The following is an 18258-nucleotide window of genomic DNA, read 5'->3' as shown; positions in this document are numbered from 1 at the left end:
CCGGGAACGCGAACGCCCCGCCCCCTCCCACTTCTGGAACGAGATGCACCCTCTCAGCGCGAGGAGGCGTTCATCCCGTTCCAGAAGTGGAGGGGCGGGGCGAGGGGCCGTCAGCCGATGTCGCGACGCAGCGTGACGAGACGGCCGATCAGCACGAAGACCAGCACGTAGGCCAGCAGCACGGCGGCGCCGGCACCGCGCGAGAGCAGGTCGGCGCTGGCGTCGGAGGCGAAGAAGCTCGAGCCCATCAGGGCGTCCGCCGCGGCACCGGGCATGTACTTGGCCACCTCGGACGTCGCGTCCCAGGCGCCGAGCGCCACGCGGGCGATCGGCTCGACGAACTGGGTGAACGCCAGGATCACGATGATCGCGGCGACCTGGTTGGTCAGGACGCTGCCGATCGCGGTGCCCAGCAGGGCCCAGACCGTCATGACCAGGACCGACATCCCCAGCAGCTCGAGCACCGCGCTCGAGCCGAGGTAGGCGCCGTCGCCGCGCCACGCCAGGATCGGCGCCGCGCCCAGGACCGTCGAGGCCGTGCCGATCACGCCGTAGACGACGCCCACGGCGATGCCCGCCACGAGCTTGGCCGCCATGAGGATCGACCGGTTCGGCTGCGCCAGCAGCGACGCGGTGATCGTCTTGTGCCGGAACTCGCCCGTGAACAGCAGGCTGCCGATGATGAGCGGGAAGACGTAGCCGATCGGGCTGGTCAGCGAGTAGATCTGCTTCGCCAGCTCCTCCCCCTCGGCCAGCGGGCCGCCGCCGGTCATGTCGGTCCCCGTGTCGACGGTGAACGAGAACGCCATCACGGCGCCGATGAACACGAGGTATGCCACGAGCACGAGGGCCAGCAGCCACCACAGACGCGTGCTGAAGAGCTTGCGCAGCTCTGCCTTCACTGCAGCGCTCATGCCGCCACCTCCGTCGAAAGAGCACGGTACGTCGGCACCGACATGAGATTCTCCTGGTTCACTCGCTGGCGCTCGCTCATGCCGCAACACCGCCTCGCGACGCCGGGGCGTCGGGACTGGAGGTCAGGCGCAGGAAGACGTCCTCGAGGCCGACGCCCACGTCGGCCAGCTGGTGCACCTCGATGCCTGAGGCGAAGGCGGCGGAGCCGACCTCGGCCGCCGGGACGTCGATGATGTCGACGCCGCCCGCGACGGGCTCGGTGCGCCAGCCCTTCTCGGACGCCAGCGCGACGATCTTGTCGGGCGTGGGGCCGGCGAGCCGCACCCGCGACTCGACCAGCGCGTGCAGGCCCTGCAGCGGCGAGGCGTGCACGAGGCGGCCTCCGGCGATGATCACGACGTCGTCCACCGTGTGCTGGACCTCGCTGAGCACGTGGCTCGAGACCAGCACCGTGCGTCCCTCGTCGGCGAACGCGCGCAGCAGGTGACGCAGCCACACGATCCCCTGCGGGTCGAGGCCGTTGGCGGGCTCGTCGAGCAGGATCACCTCGGGGTCGCCGAGCAGCGCGTAGGCCAGGCCGAGGCGCTGGCGCATGCCCATCGAGTAGCCGCCGACCCGGCGCTTGGCCGCGTCGGTCATGCCGACCAGCTCGAGCAGCTCGTGGCAGCGGGCGTCGGTGGCGCCGACCTGGGGCGCGAAGACGCGGAGGTGGTCGAGGCCGGTGCGGCCGGGGTGGAAGCTCGAGGCCTCCAGCGCGGCGCCGACCGTGGAGCCGGGGCGCACGAGGTCCTCGTAGCGCTTCCCGCCGATGAGCGCGAGGCCCCCGGTGGGACGCACGAGGCCCAGCAGCATCCGCAGCGTGGTGGTCTTGCCGGCACCGTTCGGGCCGAGGAATCCGGTCACCGCGCCGGGGCGGACGGTGAAGCTCAGGTCATCGACGGCCTTGACGGAACCGAACTGCTTGGACAGGTGATCGACGACGATGTCGGTCTCGGTTCGCATGACTCGACCCTAACGTCCGTCCGACCTTGGTCCGCGACTGGCGCAAGCCGGGGTGCCGACTGGCGCGGAGACGCCCGCCACTCGACGAGTGGCGGGCGTCTCTGCGCCACTCGCCGGGGGGACGGGGCGAGGGCGACCAGGGGACGGCTCAGCCGCTGCCGCTGCTCTTGCGGGCCTGGCGGGACAGCGAGTCGATCGTGACCGCCAGCAGCAGGACCGCGCCGGTGACCATGTACCGCACGTAGGCGTCGACGCCGACCAGGTTGAGGCCGCTGGTGATGGACTGCAGCACGAGCATGCCGAACAGCGCCGAGTACACCGAGCCACGCCCGCCGAAGAGGCTGGTGCCGCCGATGACCGCCGCGGCGATCGCCATGAGGTTCGTGTCCGTGCCGCCCGAGGTCTGGCTCACCGCCTGGAGACGGCCGGCCGCCAGCACGCCGCCGAGCGCCGCGAACATCGAGCACAGCGCGAACACCGAGATGTAGACCCGGTCCACGCCGATGCCGGCGCGCCGCGAGGCCTCCTCGTTGCCGCCGACGGAGAACACGTGCCGGCCCCACGTCGTGCGGCGCAGCAGGAAGTCCATCCCGATGATGACGCCGACCCACAGCAGCGGCATCGCACCGATGCCGCGGTCGATGTTGAGGTACCAGGCCACGCCGGCGATGGCGGCCGTGATGAGCACCGCGCGCACGAGCACCGACTGCACGCTCGGCGTCGACAGGTTCGCCGCGGAACGGCGACGCAGGGTGCGCAGCCGCGCCAGCAGGTAGGCCACGCCCACCGCCGCCGCGAGCACGTACGACAGCCACGGGGGCAGGAACGTGAAGTTCGCGAAGTCGATCAGCGCCGACTCGCCCGGCAGGTTGACCGTGCCGTTCGACCCGAGCACCTGCAGTTGCGCGCCGAGGAAGGCCAGCAGGCCGGCCAGGGTGATGACGAAACTCGGCACGCCGAAGCGCGTGTAGAGGACGCCGTAGAACACGCCGATCAGCAGGCCGGCGCACAGCGCGGCCAGGATCGAGCCCAGCAGCGGCCAGCCCTGGTAGACGAGCAGGACCGCCAGGATCGAGCCCGACAGGCCCGAGACCGAGCCCACCGACAGGTCGATCTCGCCCAGCAGCAGCACCAGCACGATGCCGACGGAGATCATGCCGATCGTGGCGGAGTCCAGGCTCAGCTCGACGAGGTTGCGCGACGAGAGGAACCGCGGGTTCATCGCGTAGAACACGATCCAGATGACGACCAGGCCCACGACCACGGGGATCATCCCGAGGTCGCCCGAGCGCAGTCGCCGCTTCAGGTTGCCCAGCAGGGCCTTGGGCGAGGAGTCCTGGACCAGGCGCTCGTCCGCGCGGTCCGCGAAGCTTCCGCTGCTCATGCTTTCCCCTCCTCGTCCTCGACCAACAGGTCGGCCTGCGGGTTGGGGGCCACGTCGGCGCCCTCGGAACGGGCGCGGCGGGCGGCCACCACGTTGTCCGAGGCGCCGGTGATCGCGGCCACCAGCTGGTCGGTGGTGACGTCGTCGATGTGGAACTCCGCCGCGTTGCGGCCGAGCCGCAGCACGTAGATCCGGTCGGCGACGGCCTGCACGTCGGCCATGTTGTGCGAGATGACGACGACGCCCAGGCCCGACTCGCGCAGCCGCTCGATGAGGTTCAGCACCTCCGCGGTCTGCGCGACGCCGAGGGCCGCGGTGGGCTCGTCGAGCATCACGATCTTCGGCTCGCCCACGAGGCTGCGGGCGATGGCCACGGTCTGGCGCTGGCCGCCGGAGAGGGCGGCGATCGGGATGCGCACCGACGGGATCTTGGCGGAGAGCTGGCGCAGCAGCTCCCAGCTGCGCGACTCCATCGTCTCCTCGTCGAGGACGCCGCCGGCGGTGGCCTCCTGGCCGAGGAAGAGGTTCGCGACGACGTCGAGGTTGTCGGCGAGCGCGAGGTCCTGGAAGACGGTGGCGATGCCGAGCGCCTGGGCGGACTTCGGGCCGTGGATGTGGACCTCGCGGCCCTCCACCTCGATCGTCCCGGAGTCGGAGCCGTAGACGCCCGAGATGATCTTGACGAGGGTCGACTTGCCGGCGCCGTTGTCACCGACGAGGGCGACCACCTCGCCGGGTCGGACGTCGAAGTCGACGTCGGTGAGCGCCTGGACGGCACCGAATCGCTTGCCGATGCCGCGCATGGACAGCACGGGTGTGGTCATGAGTGTTCCTGGGGTCGAGCGACGGGAGAAAAGGGAAGCACGGTGGGGCCGGCGGCGGCCGGCCCCACCGTGTGCCACTCAGGACAGGCCGGCCTTCTGGCAGGCGTCGGCGTACTCGGCGGTGCAGATCTGGTCGACGGTGTAGAACTCGTCCTTCACGACCGTGTCACCCACGTTGTCCTGCTTCACCGAGATCGGGTCCAGGATGAACGAGGGCACGCCCTGGAAGTCCTCGGTGCCGCTGATGTCCTCGCCATTGGCGAGGTCGACGGCCAGCTCGGCCGCCTGCTCGGCCTCGGCCTTGATCGGCTTGTAGACGGTCATGAACTGCTGACCGGCCACGATGCGCTGGATCGCCGCGAGCTCGGCGTCCTGGCCGGTGATCGGCGGGACGTCGGCGGCGCCGGCGGCCTTGAACGCGGCGAAGACGCCGCCGGCCTGGCCGTCGTTGGCGGCGTAGACGCCGGCGAGGTCACCGGGATCGACCTTGTTGAACTGCGAGCTGGTGAACTTCTGCGCGTTGTCGGGGCTCCAGTCCGGGTTGTCGTACTCGGCCACGATGTTCAGGCCGCTCGCATCGAGGACCGAGTGCGCGCCCTTCTTGAACTGCGCGGCGTTCGGGTCCGTCGGCGAGCCGTTGAGCATGAGGATGTCGCCCTTGTCGCCCGTGGCCTCGACGAGGGCCTCGCCCTGCATCTGGCCGACGCGCTCGTTGTCGAACGAGATGTAGTAGTCCGCGCCCTCGATGAAGCGGTCGTACGCCACGACCGGCACGTCGGAGCTCTGCGCCGACTTCACGATGGTGGTGGCGGCCTTGCCGTCGACCGGGTCGAGCACGAGGACGGAGGCGCCGTTCGTGATGGCCGACTGGGCCTGCTGCTGCTGCTTCGAGGCATCCTGGTCGGCGTTGAGGTAGTCGACCTTGCAGCTGTCGCACAGCTCCTTGACCTTGGCCTCGAAGAGCGGCTTGTCGAAGCTCTCGTAGCGGGTGGTCTTGGTCTCCGGGAGCAGCAGGGCGATGGTCTTGCCCTCGTCCGAGCCACTGTCGCCGTCGTCGTTGGAGCCGCACGCGGCCAGGCCGCCGAGGCCGATCGTCAGGGTCGCCGTGAGCATGGCGACGCGGGAGATGGTGTTCACAGTTCCTCCAAGAAATGTCGTCCCCACGTCGGCGTGGAGCATGACCAGTGAACTACGTCACAAGAAAAGCGTCAAGTGATGAACGCAAATCTTGTTACGCAACAGTAGAGCCCGTGTTTGTCTTCAACACTTGACGACAACTGCGACGTGAGTCACAGTGGACGCCATGTCCTCCAGCCCGGGTTCGACCGCTGCCCTGCGCGTCTCCAACCAGAGTCGCGTGGTCCGGGTCGTCCGCGAGGCCGGCGGGCTCAGCCAGGCACAGATCGCGCGCCGCACGCAGTTGGCCCCCGCGACCGTCTCGGGCATCATCCGCGAGCTGGTCACGGCGGGCTTCCTGCACTCCGAGGCCGGGGCGGGACGCCGCGGCGCCACCGTCACCGTCTCCCCCGAGGCCGGCGTCGTGGCCGGTGTCGACTTCGGCCACTCGCACCTGCAGGTCGCGCTGGCCGACCTCGCCGGCGACATCCGCGACTCGCGCGTCGTCCCGCTCGCGCCCGACGCCCCCAGCGACGAGGCGCTCGACCTCGCGCGCTCGATGGTGGACGAGCTGCTGGAGGCCGGGGGCCTCGACCACGACGGCCTGCGCGCCATCGGCATGGCGATCCCCGCCCCGATCGGACGCGACGGCATCATCGACTCCGGCTCGATCCTGCCCGGCTGGGTGGGCGTCGACGCCCGCTCCGCGGCCGAGAAGGTCTTCGAGCGCACCACGGTGGTGGACAACGACGCCAACCTCAGCGCGCTGGCCGAGTGGATGCGCGGCGCGGGCCGCGGCCACCAGGACCTCGTCTACATCAAGATCGCCTCGGGCGTCGGCTGCGGACTCGTGCTCGACGGCCGCGTCCACCACGGCGGCCTGGGCACCGCCGGCGAGCTCGGCCACCTCACGATGGACGAGTCGGGTCCCCTGTGCCGCTGCGGCAGCCGCGGCTGTCTCGAGGCCTACGTCGGTGGCGCCGCCCTCATCGCCCAGTACGCGCCCACGGGCGGCGAGCTGGACGTGCAAGGCTTCGTCGAGCGCGCGCTGCGCGGCGACCAGGGCGCCCGACGTCTCATCGAGGACGCCGGACGCCACCTGGGCGAGGCCGTCGCGGCCGTCGCGAACCTGCTCGGCCCCGAGGTCGTCGTGATCGGCGGCGACCTCGCCGCGGCGGGCGACCTGCTGCTCGACGAGGTGCGCGCGTCGATGCGCCGTCACGCGCTGACGCCCGTGGCCCGGGAGGTGCGGGTCACCGGGTCCGAGCTGGACGACCGCCCGTCGTGCGTGGGCAGCGTGCTGATGGCCCTCGAGGCCGTCGAGCTGCCCGGCTGATCAGGCAGCGCTCAGGACGAGAGGCGCTTGGCAGCGGCGGCGATGCGCTCGTCGGTGGCCGTGACCGCGAACCGGACGTGGTGCGAGCCGGTGGCGCCGTAGAAGTCGCCCGGAGCAACGAGGATGCCGCGGTCGGCCAGCCACTCGACGGTGTCGCGGCACGGCTCCCCGCGCGTGGCCCACAGGTACAGCGAGCCCTGCGAGTGGTCGATGCGGAAGCCCGCCTGCTCCAGCGCCGTGCGCAGTGTGGCCCGCCGCGCGAGGTAGCGCTCGCGCTGCTCGTCGACGTGCGTGTCGTCGGCCAGTGCGGCCTCCATCGCGGCGGCGACGGGCGTGGGCACCATGAAGCCCAGGTGCTTGCGGACCGCGAGCAGCTCGGCGACGACCGAGCGGTCGCCCACGAGGAACGCGTCGCGGTAGCCCGCCATGTTGGAGCGCTTCGACAGCGAGTGCAGCGCGAGGATGCCGTCGAGCGAGCCGCCGTTGACCTCGGGGTCGAGCACCGAGACGGGCTCGCCCTCCCAGACGAACTCGAGGTAGCACTCGTCGCTGACGAGCAGCGCGCCCGACTCGCGGCAGAAGTCGACCCACGCCTTGAGGTGCTCGCGGCCGACGACGCGGCCGTGCGGGTTGGCCGGGAAGTTGATGAACACGAGCTTCGGACGCTGGGGGCCGAACGCCACGCGCGAGTCCGTGGCGATCGCCGTGGCCCCCGCGTAGGCCGCGCTCACGGCGTAGGTCGGGTAGGCCGTCTCGGGCAGGCCGACGACGTCGCCGGGGCCGAGGCCGAGCTGCACGCACAGGTTGGCGATGAGCTCCTTGCTGCCGATCGTGGCCAGCACGTTGTCGGTGCCGACGCCGGTGATGGAGAAGCGGCGCTCGAGCCAGTCGACGACGGCCTGCCGCAACGACTCGGGGCCGAGGACCGTGGGGTACCCGGGCGAGTCGGCCGCGGCGATCAGCGCCTGGCGCGCGACCTCGGGCGTGGGATCGACCGGCGTGCCGATCGACAGGTCGACGAGGCCGTCAGGATGCTCGGCGGCCCGTGCCTTGGCGGCGGCGATCGTGTCCCACGGGAAGTCGGGGAAGCGTCCCGACACCCGGGCCTCGGCCATGGCCCGTCACTCCTGGTTCTGGGGAGGCAGGGCCTTGACGAACGGGTGGTCGGCGTCGATCACGCCCATCTTCGCGGCACCACCGGGCGAGCCGAGGTCGTCGAAGAAGTGGACGTTCGCGTCGTAGTAGTCCTTCCACTCGTCCGGGGTGTCGTCCTCGTAGAAGATGGCCTCGACCGGGCAGACCGGCTCACAGGCGCCGCAGTCCACGCACTCGTCCGGGTGGATGTAGAGCATGCGGTTGCCCTCGTAGATGCAGTCGACCGGACACTCGTCCACACACGCACGGTCCTTGATGTCGACACAAGGCTGGGCGATCACATACGTCACGGGCTTGCTCCTTCGGGGTCGGTCCCCAGTATCTCCCGGGGGACCCGGGCTTCGCTGGCCGGGTTCGCCTCATGAGATCGTGTCGCCGTGGATCTGGTCGGTCGTCGCGTCTCCGTGCGCCATCGCAGCGGCGACGGCGCGCGCGACGTCGTGGGCCGCGTGCTGAGCGCGGAGCCCGACGGGCTGCGCATCGAGCGGCGCGATGGCGAGCTCGCGTTCGTGCCCGCGGGCACCGTGCTGGCGATGCGCGTCGTGCCCGACCGGCCCGTCCGCACGCGCGCGGCCGGCGCGATCTCGTCCGAGGACCTGACCCGCGTCACGTCGCGCGGCTGGCCGGCCACCGAGTCGGTGCCGCTGGGCGCGTGGGAGCTGCGGGCGGCGAGCGGATTCACCGGCCGCGCGAACTCCGCGGCCGTGCACGGCGACCCGGGCACCGACGACCCGTTCGGCGCGGTCGTCGACTTCTACCGCGCCCGCGACCTGCGTCCGCTCGTCCAGATCGTCGAGGACTCGGCGTGGCACCAGCGGTTCGTCGAGGCCGGCTGGGTCGGCGTCACCGACCAGCCGCCGGGCGCGATCGTGCAGGTCGCCGACCTGCGCGATGTGCCTGCCGCCGATCCCGAGGCGATCGTCGCCGACCACGCGACCGACGGCTGGCTGCGGCACTACGGACGCGTGCGCGACGCCTCCACCGCGCGCGCGGTGCTCGAGGGCCCGGCGACCGTGGGCTTCGTGTCGATCGGCGACGCCGCGATCGGGCGCATCGTGGTGACTGGCGAGTGGGCGGGACTCGCGGCGGTCGAGGTCGATCCCGCGCACCGCCGTCAGGGGCTGGCCCGGCGGATCGTCGAGACCTCGCTGGCCTGGGCCGCGGCGCACGGCGCCGACAAGGCCTACCTGCAGACGATGCGCGACAACCACCCGGCGATCGCGCTCTACGCGCCCTTCGGCTTCCGCACGCACCACGCGTACCGGTACCTCACCGCCCCCTGAGCCTCCGAGCGAACCGTGCAACTTGTGGAACGCGTTGCACGCTTCTCGGACTCAGGAACGTGCAACGCGTTCCACAAGTGGGGAAGGGGAACGGGCGCGGCGAGCCGTCAGTCGTCCTTCTCGGGCTTCTTGCCGCAGATGACGCGGTCGGCGGCCTGGTAGTAGGCCGTGTCCTTCTCGGTCTTGACCCGCTTGCCGCCCTGGTAGAAGTCGCGGTGGATGTCGATGTCGAAGCCCGTGACCGGCGCCTGCGAGACGCAGCGGTCGGTGTCGTCGTACTGCGTGCCCGGGTTGCGGAAGTTGTAGCGGTCGCTCGAGCGCGACTTCACCTCGTAGACCTTCGTGCCGTACATCTCGACGTTCATGCGGCCCACCGTGCCGGGCGCGCTCTTGTCGACCCAGGCATGGATGACGACGCCCGTCTTGTAGGGGTTGCGGAAGCGCAGGTCGAGGCTGCCGTAGTAGATCGTCGCCTCGCGGCCCACCGGGTAGCGGTCGATGTAGAACGCGTGCGGGTGGTGCTCGACGTCGTCGAGGCCGCCGAAGAACGCCGCGTTGTACGCGGTGGTGGCCACCTGCGAGACGCCGCCGCCGAGCTCCTCGCGGAACACGCCGCCGTTGATGACGAAGCCCGACACGAAGCCGTTCGCCGCGGTCCGCTCCCCCACGATGTCGTTGAAGCTGAACGTCTCGCCGGGCTCGAGGACGACGCCGTCGATGCGGCGGGCGGCCTCGGCCTGGTTCGTGTTGCGGTAGTCGGCGTGGGGGTACTCGGTGGTGAAGGAGCTGATGCGCTCCTTGATGCCGAGCGCCTTCGCGTCCTCGGTGGTGAACTCGGGCTGCACCGCGCTGGCCTCGACGGTGATCGAGCGGGCGTCGCCCGTCTTCGTCAGCACCGGCACCAGCTGCGTGGCCATCGTCTTGGGGTCGAGGCCCACACCCGCCTTGCCGGGCACGACGAACGCCTTCCCGCCCTCGAAGCGGAACGAGGCGTCGACGGCGCTGCGACCGATGCCGGTGGTGGAGCTGGTGAGCGGCTTCGCGAGGTCCTTCGCGTCGATGACCGGGGTCATCGCGCCGTCCTTGACGACCACCGCGAGGGCCGGTGCGTACGCGGTGACGGGCAGGTCGATGGTCGCGTCACCGACCTGGAGCTTGACCGGCGCCGCCACGGCGGGCCGGGCGATGTCGCGGATGGCCTGACGCAGGCCGGCGCGGTCGACGGCGGGCGCCACGGCCTCGACCGGGACCTCGACGGGCTCGTCCTGCGTGAGCCACGCGTCCTGGATCGCCTCGGCGAACTCGTCCTGCGGGACCTCGTTGCCGGCCTTCGGCGCGCGCGCCTTCGGCTTCGCGTCGGGGAAGGTGATCTGCGCCTCGACGACGGGCTGGTCCACGGTCTCGGCGACCGAGGCCACCGCCGCGGCCAGCTTCGTCTCGTCCACGTCGAGCACGGGGTCGTGGTCGGAGCCGCCCGCGACCAGGGCGACCATGTCGCGCGGGTCCCAGGAGCGGCCGCCCGCGGCGCGCACGCTGGCGGCCACGTCGACCGCGAGGCCGGCCTGGGTGGGCTCGATCTCGAAGTCGCGGTCGTCGAACGTGGCCCGGATCGGCTCCTTCGAGCGCTCCGCGAGTCCCTGCTCGAGGGTCTCCTCGGCCTCGTCGGGGCTCTGGCCGCCGACGTCGACGCCGGCGATCGACGTGTCGGCCGGCAGTCGCTGGCCGGTGAGGACGTACCCGGCGACGTAGGCGAGGGCGATCACGGACACGACGGCGCCCGCGACGATCAGCAGGCGACGGCGGCTCATGCGCCCCCTCGGTAGGCCGTCTTCTCGGACTCGGGCTGGCGAATGATCGTGCCGTAGTGCGAGCGGTAGTAGAGCAGCGGGTCGTCGGTCTCGTCCTGGTACTGCGCCCAGGTCACCCGGCCGACGAGGATCAGGTGGTCGCCGCCGTCGTGCTCGGCCTCGGTCTCGCACTCGAGCCAGGACAGCGCGTCGTCGAGCAGCGCGAGCCCGCCGGGGCTGCGGTGGTGCGGGATGTCGGCGAACTGGGTGTCGAGCGGGCGCCCGCGGTGGGCGAACCAGGCGGAGGCCTGGCGGCCGTGCTCGGACAGGATCGACACGCCCCAGCGGCGCGACTCACGCACGGCGTCGTGGAAGCGACTCCCCTTGTTGGAGCACACCAGCACGAGCGGTGGAATGAGCGAGACGGAGGTGAACGCACTCGCGGTCATCGCGTGGTCGACACCCTCGTGCTGGGTGGACACGACGGTCACGCCACTGGCGAATCGCGACAGCGCACCCCGGAATGCGGCTTGATCGACGGACTTCTCCACCCGTCAAGCCTACGGGCTCCGGCCCAAGCAGCCCGACTCAGCGCAGGCCGGCGAACAGGTCGTCCTCGAAGCCGGACTCCCCCACGGGTCCGCGCCGACCCTTCGCGAGGCGGTAGTACTCGGTGCCCCACGTGATCGCCGCGAGGTCCATCCCCATCGCGAAGAACTCGCCGTCGGGGGTGATCTGGGTGGCGTGGGCGCGCATCGCGTCGAGCTTCGCCTGCACGTGCTCGGGCGTCGACGAGACGGCCGTGCTGAGGTCCTCGTCCTCGGAGAACATCGGCGGCAGGTTCTCGAGGTCGAACTGGAACGGCATCTCCTGGCCGGCCTCGGCCATCATCGCCGCGCCCTCGCGCAGCCGCGAGGCGGACTCGGCGGTCCAGTAGATCTTCGGCACGTCCCACGCGGGACCGAGGTCGCGCCGGTGCGACTCGACGGCGGCCAGCGCGGCCGCGTAGGTCGAGACCCGGTGGGCCTGGATGTGGTCGGGGTGGCCGTAGTTGCCGAACTCGTCGTAGGTCACGAGCACCTGCGGGCGGACCTCGCGGATGATCGCGACGAGGTGGTTCGCGGCCTCGAGCAGGTCGGCCCGCCAGAACGCTCGCGGGTCGATCTCGTCCATCGCGGCGGCGTTGCCGTTCTCGTCCCAGACCATGCCGGAGTCGCGGTAGGCGCCGTCGCCGCCGAGCCGGCGGAAGTCGGTGACGCCCAGGTGGGCCATCGCGTCGGTGAGCTCGGTGAGCCGCTGGGGGCCGAGGCGGTCCTCGTGCTCGGCCGCGAGGTGTGCCAGCTCGGGGACCAGCACCTCTCCGTGCTCGCCCAGCGTGCAGTTGACGAGCGTGACCTGAGCCCCCTCGGCGACGTACTTCGCCATGGTGAGTCCCGATTGGATCGACTCGTCGTCGGGGTGGGCGTGCACGAGGAGCAGTCGGCGGTCGGACATGGGTCCCAATGTAGGGGCCGACGGTGACAGACCGCCCTGACAGGATGGGGGCATGACGGAGTCCTATCCCCGGCTGGCCGCACGCACCCTGCGCTTCACGCTCGGCGTCCCCCGCAACCTGACCGTCTCCCCCGACGGCGGCACGGTGCGCTTCATCCGCACCGCCAACGGCGTCTCCCGCTCGGGCGGGCTGTGGGAGTACGACGTCGCCACGGGCGAGGAGTCGCTGCTGGTCGACCCGGTCGCCGTGCTCGGCGGGGCCGACGAGGACCTCTCACCCGAGGAGCGCGCGCGCCGCGAGCGCAGCCGCGAGGGCGCCGGCGGCCTCGTGTCCTACGACGTCGACCAGACCGGCCGCTGGGCCTGCTTCGCGCTCTCGGGACGCCTCTTCGCCGTGCACCTGGGCGCCGACGCCGTGCGCGAGCTGCCCGCCGAGGGCGCCGTGATCGACCCGCGACTCGATCCCACCGGCCGCCACGTCGCCTACGCGAACTCCGCCGGCGAGCTGCGCGTGGTCGACGTGGCCGGCCGCGAGGACCGCGCGCTGGTCACGCCCGACACGCCCACCCGGGTGTGGGGCCGCGCCGAGTTCACCGCCGCCGAGGAGATGGACCGCCACCGCGGCTTCTGGTGGGCGCCGGACGGCCGCTCGCTGCTGGTCGAGCGCTACGACGACGTCGACGTCGAGGTGTGGCACGTCGCCGACCCCGCGCACCCCGACCGCCCCGCGGTCGAGCAGCGCTACCCGGCCGCGGGCACCGCGAACAGCGTGGTCACGCTGTGGCACGTGCCGCTCGAGGGCGGCGAGCCGGTCGAGATCGCGTGGGACCACGACGCCTTCGAGTACCTCGCCCGGGTCGACTGGTCGGAGGGCTCGGACCCGCTCCTGCAGGTGCTCAGCCGCGACCAGCACCGCAGCCTCGTGCTCGAGGCCGACCCGGCCACCGGCGCCACCCGCACCCTGCGCGAGCTCTCCGACGACGCGTGGGTCGAGCTGTCGGCCGGTCCGCGCCGCGACCCGCAGGGCCGCCTCGTCACGGTCGAGGACGTCGACGGCCGCCGTCGCGTGTGCGTGGACGGCACCCCCGTCAGCGGCGACGCCTGGCAGGTGCGCTCGATCGTCGAGGTCGACGAGGACGGCGTGCTCGCCACCGCGTCCGACGAGCCCACCGAGGTCCACCTCGTGCGGTTCGCCGCCGGCCGCGACGCCGAGGTCCTCACCCAGGGCGCAGCCGTCCACGGCGCGGTGGTCGGCGGCGGCACCACCGTCGTCGTCCGCACGGACCTCGACTCCACCGCCAGCACGTTCACGGTCCGCCGCGGCAATGCCACCGGCTCGCTCCGCGTGCTGTCCGAGCCCGCGCCGATCTCACCGTCCGTCGAGCTGGTGCGCCTGGGCGAGCGCGAGCTGCGTGCCGCGGTGCTCTTCCCGCGCGACCACGTGCCCGGCTCGACGCGGCTCCCGCTGCTGCTCGACCCGTACGGCGGCCCGGGCGCCCAGCGCGTGCTGGCATCGGGCCGGATGTTCCTCAAGTCGCAGTGGATGGCCGACCAGGGGTTCTGCGTCGTCGTGTCCGACGGCCGCGGCACGCCCGGTCGTGGCTCGGAGTGGGACCGCGCGATCCACCACCGGTTCGCCGAGGTCACGCTGCAGGACCAGGTCGACACGGTCGCCGCGATCGCCGAGCGCTATCCCGACGACGTCGACACCGGCCGCGTCGGCATCACGGGCTGGTCGTACGGCGGCTACCTCGCCGCGCTCGCGGTGCTGCAGCGCCCCGACGTGTTCCACGCGGCCGTCGCCGGAGCGCCCGTCACGGAGTGGCGCCTCTACGACACCTGCTACACCGAGCGCTACCTCGGCCACCCCGACGAGGTGCCCGAGGTCTACGACGCCAACTCACTGCTGCCGCTGGCCCCGAGGCTCGAGCGACCGCTCATGCTCATCCACGGGCTCGCGGACGACAACGTGGTCGCCGCGCACACGCTGCGGCTCTCCTCGGCACTCCTGGCGGCGGGACGCCCCCACACGGTCCTGCCGCTGTCGGGGGTCACGCACATGACGCCTCAGGAGGAGGTCGCCGAGAACCTCGAGCTCATACAGATGGAGTTCCTGCGGCAGCAGCTGGCTTGACCAGTCGCAGCCGGCGACCGCCCAGTCCGGCGACCGGGCGGTTGATCGGCACGACGTCGCCGTGACCGCGCGGGGCCTCGACGAGCGAGGCCATCGCCTTGCCGAACTCCTCGGTGGCCTGGTCGGCCGCCTCGAGGCGTCCGGCCTGGAGGTGGAACGACTGCCACATGTCGGGGTACTCGCGGGCGATGACGCGGGGGCTCTCGGTGCGCAGCGTCACCTTCTGCAGGAACGCCTCGGCGTCGGTGCGGAGCGGGTCGAGGCCGCTGTAGTGGACCACGATCGGCGGGAGGCCGTCGAAGTCGCCGTGCAGCGGCGAGACGCTCGGGTCGAGCGGGTCGGCGCCGCCGAGGTAGGTGCGCGCCCAGCGAGTGGCCAGCGCGGGGGTGAACCACGGGTCCGAGGCCGAGGGGCGGGCCCGCTCGATGTCGGCGTTGAGGTCGAGCCACGGGCTGATCATGCCGATCGCGGCCGGCATCGGCAGGCCGAGGTCGCGGATCTCCAGCGCCATCGACAGGGCCAGGCCGGCACCGGCGTCGTCGCCGGCCAGCACCACGGTGCTCGGGTCGACGCCGTAGGACGGGAGCGCGCGGTACAGCGCGATCAGGGAGTCGAGCGCCGCCGGGTAGGGGCTCTCGGGGGCCAGCGGGTACTCGGGCAGCAGGACGTCCATGCCCGCGTGCATCGCGACATGGGCGGCGAAGGCGCGGTAGGCGCGCGAGCTGCCGACGACGTGGCCGCCGCCGTGCAGGTAGATCATCGTGGCGCGGCCGGTGGCCGGGCCGGTGTTCTCGACGGTGACGAACTGCACGGGCAGTCCGGCCATCACGTCGAAGTCGTAGATCGCGCCCTCGGGGGCGCGGGCAGCTCCAGCCATCGAGTCGGCCATGGTGCGCTTGGCGCCCAGGCTCACGCGGGTGGAGTGCATCACGGACCGGGCCATCAACAGCCGGGTCCGGACGAGCGGCTTCGGAACGCTCATATCTTCTCCTTCGCGAAGGCCGGGGCAGCATCCCGACCTAAGTAAGTAGGTATTGACTTCAAGAGAGTGACGCCAGATTAGGGCCGCCATGACGCGATCTGCAATCGAATTCGTCGAAATGGTGATTTGCGTAACTTTTGGTCGCACATCCAGTCACATGTGTCACACAAACCCCATAAGTTTCAAGTCTTCTGCCCCATGTTGCCGTGGTGTGTCCTACCGTCTCTTCCGTGACCGGAGAACGCACACCCAAGCGGCGGATGTCCGCGGAGCGTCGACGGGCCCAGATCATCGAGTCGGCCCGTCGCGTCTTCGCGGAGAGCGGCTATGCCGCCACGCGCACCCGCGAGATCGCCGCCGAGGCCGGTGTCAACGAGGCGATGCTGTACCGGCACTTCCCGTCCAAGGAGGAGCTCTTCGAGGCCTCCGTGCTCGAGTCGATCGACGCGGCGATGGTCCGCGCCACCGAGAACGCCCACGGCATCAGCCGCGACCTGGCCGGCTCCGCGAGCGACGTCGAGGACGGCATCCGCAGGTTCTTCACCGACCTCGCCGACCTCGCGGTCGACCTCGGCCCGCTCATCGGCGCGACCGGCTTCGGGCCGAACTCCCCCGTGCGCACCAAGCTCATCGAGCGCCTCGACGCGCTCTTCGAGGTGGCCACCGCGATCACGGTCAACGGCATCCCCGACCTCATGCGCGACGAGATCGACGTCCGCCTGGGGCTGGAGGAGGTCTTCGGCGCGCTCTGGTTCTCGGCCGAGATGGCGCGCTGGACGGGCCGGACGTTCGACCGCGAGACCGTCCTCGACCAGATGATGGTGACGGTCTTCCACGGCATCATCGAGCTGCCCGAGGACGACGACGCCACGCAGACCGCCTGAGCCTCAGGCGCGCTTGAGCCGCTTCGGCGCCTCCGGCAGCGGCGGCGGGACCGATGCGGGTCCCTCCGACGCCTCGACGAGCCAGCCCCCGGCCTCCTCGGCGCGCTGCGCGAGTCCCGGGAGGGACGCATCGACCTCGACCAGCCACGCGGCGTCCTCGAAGTCGTCCTCGCCGGCGAACTCGTCGCGGTGGAGGCGACACGGGACGTCCTGCGCCCCCAGGGAGGCGACGAACGCGATCGCGTCGTCGCGCTCGTCGAAGTGCACGTCAGCCATGGTGCGACGGTAGCGCCCGCGCCTTCGACCTCGGCAGGATCCACCGGGTGAGGACCAGACCCCACAGCGCCGCCAGCACGAACATCACCAGGCCGTAGACCGCAGCGGGCACCGAGAGCTCGACGCTGTCGAGCACCTCGACGGCGACGTAGATCGCGAGCGTGGCGTTGTGGACGCCGATCTCGAACGAGCAGGCCACGGCCTGCCGGTCGGTGACGCCCGCCCACGAGGGCACGACGAACCCGATGACCAGGCTGGCGATGCAGAAGATCGTGACCGCGAGGCCCACCGAGGCGGCGTAGTCGCCCACGTTCGATCGCTGGTCCACGACGATGCCGGCGATGATGACGAACAGCAGCACCGCCGAGCCGATCCGGACGGGCTTGTCCATCGCGTCGGCGAAGTCGGGCCGCTTGGCGCGGACCAGCATGCCCAGGCCGACGGGCACCAGGACCACGGCGAAGACCTCGATGACCTTGCCGTACTGCAGCGAGACCTCGTCGCCGAGGTCGAAGTAGGCCATCGCGAGGTTGGTGACGATCGGCAGCGAGATGATCGCGACCACCGAGTTGATCGCGGTGAGCGTGATGTTCAGCGCGACGTCGCCGCGGAACAGGTGGCTGAAGAGGTTCGCGGTGCTGCCGCCGGGCGACGCGGCCAGCAGCATCATGCCGACGGCCAGCAGCGGCGGGAGGTCGAGGGCGAGCACCAGTCCGAAGCACACCACCGGCAGCAGCACGAGCTGGCACAGCAGCGCGATCGCGACCGCCTTGGGCGACTTGCGCACCCGCGCGAAGTCCGCGACGGTCAGCGACAGCCCCAGCCCGAACATGATGACCCCGAGGGCGACGGGCAGTCCCACGGTCGACAGCATCGAATCCATGGCCGACACCCTACGTGACACGTGTCACATTCCGGGGCGGTCCGACGAGGTCGGTCCCGGAGGCCTCAGAGCGCGGCGCGGATCTCGGGCAGACGGGCCTCGAAAGCCGCCAGCCGGTCGCGCGTGCGCTGCGGCTCGCCCTTGCGCGTGAGGTTCAGCATGCCGGGGTCGCCGCGCTCGATGCCCGCCGCGATCCGCTCGGTGGCGGTGGTCATGCGGGCCACCACGGCGTCGAGCAGCGCCATCGGCCCCCACTCGGCGTACGCGTCGACGACCAGGTCGAGCCGGCGCACGACGTCCTCGAGCGGGATCTCGCGGTACAGCGGGATCGCGGTCCAGCACAGGAACGCGAGATCGTCGATCCGCTCCCCCGGGCCGGCGAGGTCCCAGTCGATCATCGCGACGAAGTGCCCGCTCTGGATGATCCAGTTGTAGGCGCCCGGGTCGTTGTGGCAGATGATCTGGTCGCCGGTGAGCTCGACCTCGCCCGCCTGACGCCACACGCGCGGGCCCTCAGGACGGAAGTCCTCGACGATGTCGTGGAAGTCGCGCAGCCAGCCCACGGCCTCGACCAGCACGGAGTCCAGGACGACCTCGTCGTCGACCGGCACGCCGCGGCCCTCGACGTACGAGACGATCTCGCGGCCGTCGTCGTCGAGCCCGGAGACGTGCGGGATGCCGCCCAGGCCCTCGTTCTCCAGCCAGTGCAGCAGCTCGTGGACGGCGGGGGTCCAGGCACCGGTCGGGCGGCGGACCGTTCGGCCCACCCGCCAGACACCGCCGGATCCACCGGGGAGGTGTTC

General features: G+C 71.4%; 18 protein-coding genes. 4 read left to right on the top strand and 14 right to left on the bottom strand.

Features of this window, described 5'->3' with window-relative positions; translation table 11 throughout:
- Nucleotides 1–110: 110 nt before the first annotated feature.
- From BJ975_RS02695 to BJ975_RS02675, 5 genes are all read right to left on the bottom strand, one after another.
- A complete protein-coding gene (locus BJ975_RS02695) occupies nucleotides 111–914 on the bottom strand; it encodes an ABC transporter permease subunit (protein ID WP_179423389.1) in 804 nt (267 codons plus the stop codon).
- A 76-nt stretch (nucleotides 915–990) separates the two neighbouring features.
- Nucleotides 991–1917, bottom strand: a complete 927-nt coding sequence (locus BJ975_RS02690; RefSeq protein ID WP_179423387.1) for an ATP-binding cassette domain-containing protein — start codon at nucleotides 1915–1917, stop codon at nucleotides 991–993.
- A gap of 148 nt (nucleotides 1918–2065) precedes the next feature.
- Nucleotides 2066–3301 (bottom strand): sugar ABC transporter permease, encoded by a 1236-nt coding sequence (locus BJ975_RS02685; RefSeq protein WP_179423385.1) that lies wholly within the window; start codon nucleotides 3299–3301, stop codon nucleotides 2066–2068.
- On the bottom strand, nucleotides 3298–4125 hold the full coding sequence (locus BJ975_RS02680) for an ATP-binding cassette domain-containing protein (protein ID WP_179423383.1): 828 nt from the start codon (nucleotides 4123–4125) through the stop codon (nucleotides 3298–3300). Before BJ975_RS02680 ends, BJ975_RS02685 begins: the two co-directional genes overlap by 4 nt.
- A 78-nt stretch (nucleotides 4126–4203) precedes the next feature.
- Nucleotides 4204–5262: a substrate-binding domain-containing protein gene (locus BJ975_RS02675; RefSeq protein ID WP_269303211.1), complete on the bottom strand. Its 1059-nt coding sequence runs from the start codon at nucleotides 5260–5262 to the stop codon at nucleotides 4204–4206.
- Between the two features lie 166 nt (nucleotides 5263–5428).
- Here BJ975_RS02675 and BJ975_RS02670 point away from each other — a divergent pair, with 166 nt between their 5' ends.
- Nucleotides 5429–6577, top strand: a complete 1149-nt coding sequence (locus BJ975_RS02670; RefSeq protein ID WP_179423381.1) for an ROK family transcriptional regulator — start codon at nucleotides 5429–5431, stop codon at nucleotides 6575–6577.
- Between the two features lie 11 nt (nucleotides 6578–6588).
- On the opposite strand, the gene dapC is transcribed toward BJ975_RS02670, so the two are convergent.
- Entirely contained in the window at nucleotides 6589–7692 is a 1104-nt protein-coding gene (dapC, locus tag BJ975_RS02665; protein WP_179423379.1) for a succinyldiaminopimelate transaminase, read from the bottom strand.
- Nucleotides 7693–7698: 6 nt separating this feature from the next.
- Entirely contained in the window at nucleotides 7699–8022 is a 324-nt protein-coding gene (gene fdxA, locus BJ975_RS02660; protein WP_179423377.1) for a ferredoxin, read from the bottom strand.
- Between the two features lie 87 nt (nucleotides 8023–8109).
- Here fdxA and BJ975_RS02655 point away from each other — a divergent pair, with 87 nt between their 5' ends.
- Nucleotides 8110–9015 carry a GNAT family N-acetyltransferase gene (locus BJ975_RS02655; protein WP_179423375.1) on the top strand — a complete coding sequence of 302 codons (906 nt, stop codon included), beginning with the start codon at nucleotides 8110–8112 and terminating at the stop codon, nucleotides 9013–9015.
- 107 nt (nucleotides 9016–9122) lie between these two features.
- Here the strand turns inward: BJ975_RS02655 and BJ975_RS02650 are convergent, their stop codons facing one another.
- The 3 genes from BJ975_RS02650 to mshB are packed head-to-tail and all read right to left on the bottom strand — an operon-like array spanning nucleotide 9123 to nucleotide 12296.
- Entirely contained in the window at nucleotides 9123–10823 is a 1701-nt protein-coding gene (locus BJ975_RS02650; RefSeq protein ID WP_179423373.1) for a VanW family protein, read from the bottom strand.
- Entirely contained in the window at nucleotides 10820–11353 is a 534-nt protein-coding gene (locus BJ975_RS02645) for a flavin reductase family protein (RefSeq protein WP_179423371.1), read from the bottom strand. The genes BJ975_RS02650 and BJ975_RS02645 overlap by 4 nt, the downstream gene beginning before the upstream one ends.
- A gap of 37 nt (nucleotides 11354–11390) precedes the next feature.
- The gene (mshB, locus tag BJ975_RS02640; protein WP_179423369.1) at nucleotides 11391–12296 is read right to left on the bottom strand and encodes an N-acetyl-1-D-myo-inositol-2-amino-2-deoxy-alpha-D-glucopyranoside deacetylase; all 906 of its coding nucleotides are present in this window, start codon (nucleotides 12294–12296) and stop codon (nucleotides 11391–11393) included.
- Nucleotides 12297–12348: 52 nt separating this feature from the next.
- Here mshB and BJ975_RS02635 point away from each other — a divergent pair, with 52 nt between their 5' ends.
- Complete coding sequence (locus BJ975_RS02635; RefSeq protein ID WP_179423367.1) at nucleotides 12349–14430, top strand: S9 family peptidase; 2082 nt, start codon at nucleotides 12349–12351, stop codon at nucleotides 14428–14430.
- On the opposite strand, the gene BJ975_RS02630 is transcribed toward BJ975_RS02635, so the two are convergent.
- Nucleotides 14393–15412, bottom strand: coding sequence for an alpha/beta hydrolase (locus BJ975_RS02630; RefSeq protein ID WP_179423365.1), 1020 nt, complete (start codon nucleotides 15410–15412; stop codon nucleotides 14393–14395). The genes BJ975_RS02635 and BJ975_RS02630 overlap by 38 nt on opposite strands.
- A gap of 230 nt (nucleotides 15413–15642) precedes the next feature.
- Between BJ975_RS02630 and BJ975_RS02625 the strand changes: the two genes are divergently transcribed.
- Nucleotides 15643–16296: a TetR/AcrR family transcriptional regulator gene (locus BJ975_RS02625; RefSeq protein WP_179423363.1), complete on the top strand. Its 654-nt coding sequence runs from the start codon at nucleotides 15643–15645 to the stop codon at nucleotides 16294–16296.
- A gap of 3 nt (nucleotides 16297–16299) precedes the next feature.
- On the opposite strand, the gene BJ975_RS02620 is transcribed toward BJ975_RS02625, so the two are convergent.
- From BJ975_RS02620 to BJ975_RS02610, 3 genes are all read right to left on the bottom strand, one after another.
- Entirely contained in the window at nucleotides 16300–16572 is a 273-nt protein-coding gene (locus tag BJ975_RS02620; protein ID WP_179423361.1) for a hypothetical protein, read from the bottom strand.
- Nucleotides 16565–17455: a bile acid:sodium symporter family protein gene (locus tag BJ975_RS02615; RefSeq protein WP_179423359.1), complete on the bottom strand. Its 891-nt coding sequence runs from the start codon at nucleotides 17453–17455 to the stop codon at nucleotides 16565–16567. The genes BJ975_RS02620 and BJ975_RS02615 overlap by 8 nt, the downstream gene beginning before the upstream one ends.
- Nucleotides 17456–17520: 65 nt before the next feature.
- Nucleotides 17521–18222, bottom strand: coding sequence for a phosphotransferase (locus tag BJ975_RS02610; protein ID WP_317628217.1), 702 nt, complete (start codon nucleotides 18220–18222; stop codon nucleotides 17521–17523).
- Between the last annotated feature and the right edge of the window lie 36 nt (nucleotides 18223–18258).

It is taken from the genome of Aeromicrobium tamlense, from assembly GCF_013408555.1.
In the GTDB taxonomy this organism is placed as follows: Bacteria; Actinomycetota; Actinomycetes; order Propionibacteriales; family Nocardioidaceae; genus Aeromicrobium; species Aeromicrobium tamlense.
This window is presented reverse-complemented; position numbering and strand designations above follow the sequence as displayed.

What these genes read in the sequence shown, in the direction of transcription:
- BJ975_RS02695 (WP_179423389.1), bottom strand. Translation starts at nt 914, where the DNA reads ATGAGCGCTGCAGTGAAGGCAGAGCTGCGCAAGCTCTTCAGCACGCGT.
- BJ975_RS02690 (WP_179423387.1), bottom strand. Translation starts at nt 1,917, where the DNA reads ATGCGAACCGAGACCGACATCGTCGTCGATCACCTGTCCAAGCAGTTC.
- BJ975_RS02685 (WP_179423385.1), bottom strand. Translation starts at nt 3,301, where the DNA reads ATGAGCAGCGGAAGCTTCGCGGACCGCGCGGACGAGCGCCTGGTCCAG.
- BJ975_RS02680 (WP_179423383.1), bottom strand. Translation starts at nt 4,125, where the DNA reads ATGACCACACCCGTGCTGTCCATGCGCGGCATCGGCAAGCGATTCGGT.
- BJ975_RS02670 (WP_179423381.1), top strand. Translation starts at nt 5,429, where the DNA reads ATGTCCTCCAGCCCGGGTTCGACCGCTGCCCTGCGCGTCTCCAACCAG.
- dapC (WP_179423379.1), bottom strand. Translation starts at nt 7,692, where the DNA reads ATGGCCGAGGCCCGGGTGTCGGGACGCTTCCCCGACTTCCCGTGGGAC.
- BJ975_RS02650 (WP_179423373.1), bottom strand. Translation starts at nt 10,823, where the DNA reads ATGAGCCGCCGTCGCCTGCTGATCGTCGCGGGCGCCGTCGTGTCCGTG.
- mshB (WP_179423369.1), bottom strand. Translation starts at nt 12,296, where the DNA reads ATGTCCGACCGCCGACTGCTCCTCGTGCACGCCCACCCCGACGACGAG.
- BJ975_RS02635 (WP_179423367.1), top strand. Translation starts at nt 12,349, where the DNA reads ATGACGGAGTCCTATCCCCGGCTGGCCGCACGCACCCTGCGCTTCACG.
- BJ975_RS02630 (WP_179423365.1), bottom strand. Translation starts at nt 15,412, where the DNA reads ATGAGCGTTCCGAAGCCGCTCGTCCGGACCCGGCTGTTGATGGCCCGG.
- BJ975_RS02620 (WP_179423361.1), bottom strand. Translation starts at nt 16,572, where the DNA reads ATGGCTGACGTGCACTTCGACGAGCGCGACGACGCGATCGCGTTCGTC.
- BJ975_RS02615 (WP_179423359.1), bottom strand. Translation starts at nt 17,455, where the DNA reads ATGGATTCGATGCTGTCGACCGTGGGACTGCCCGTCGCCCTCGGGGTC.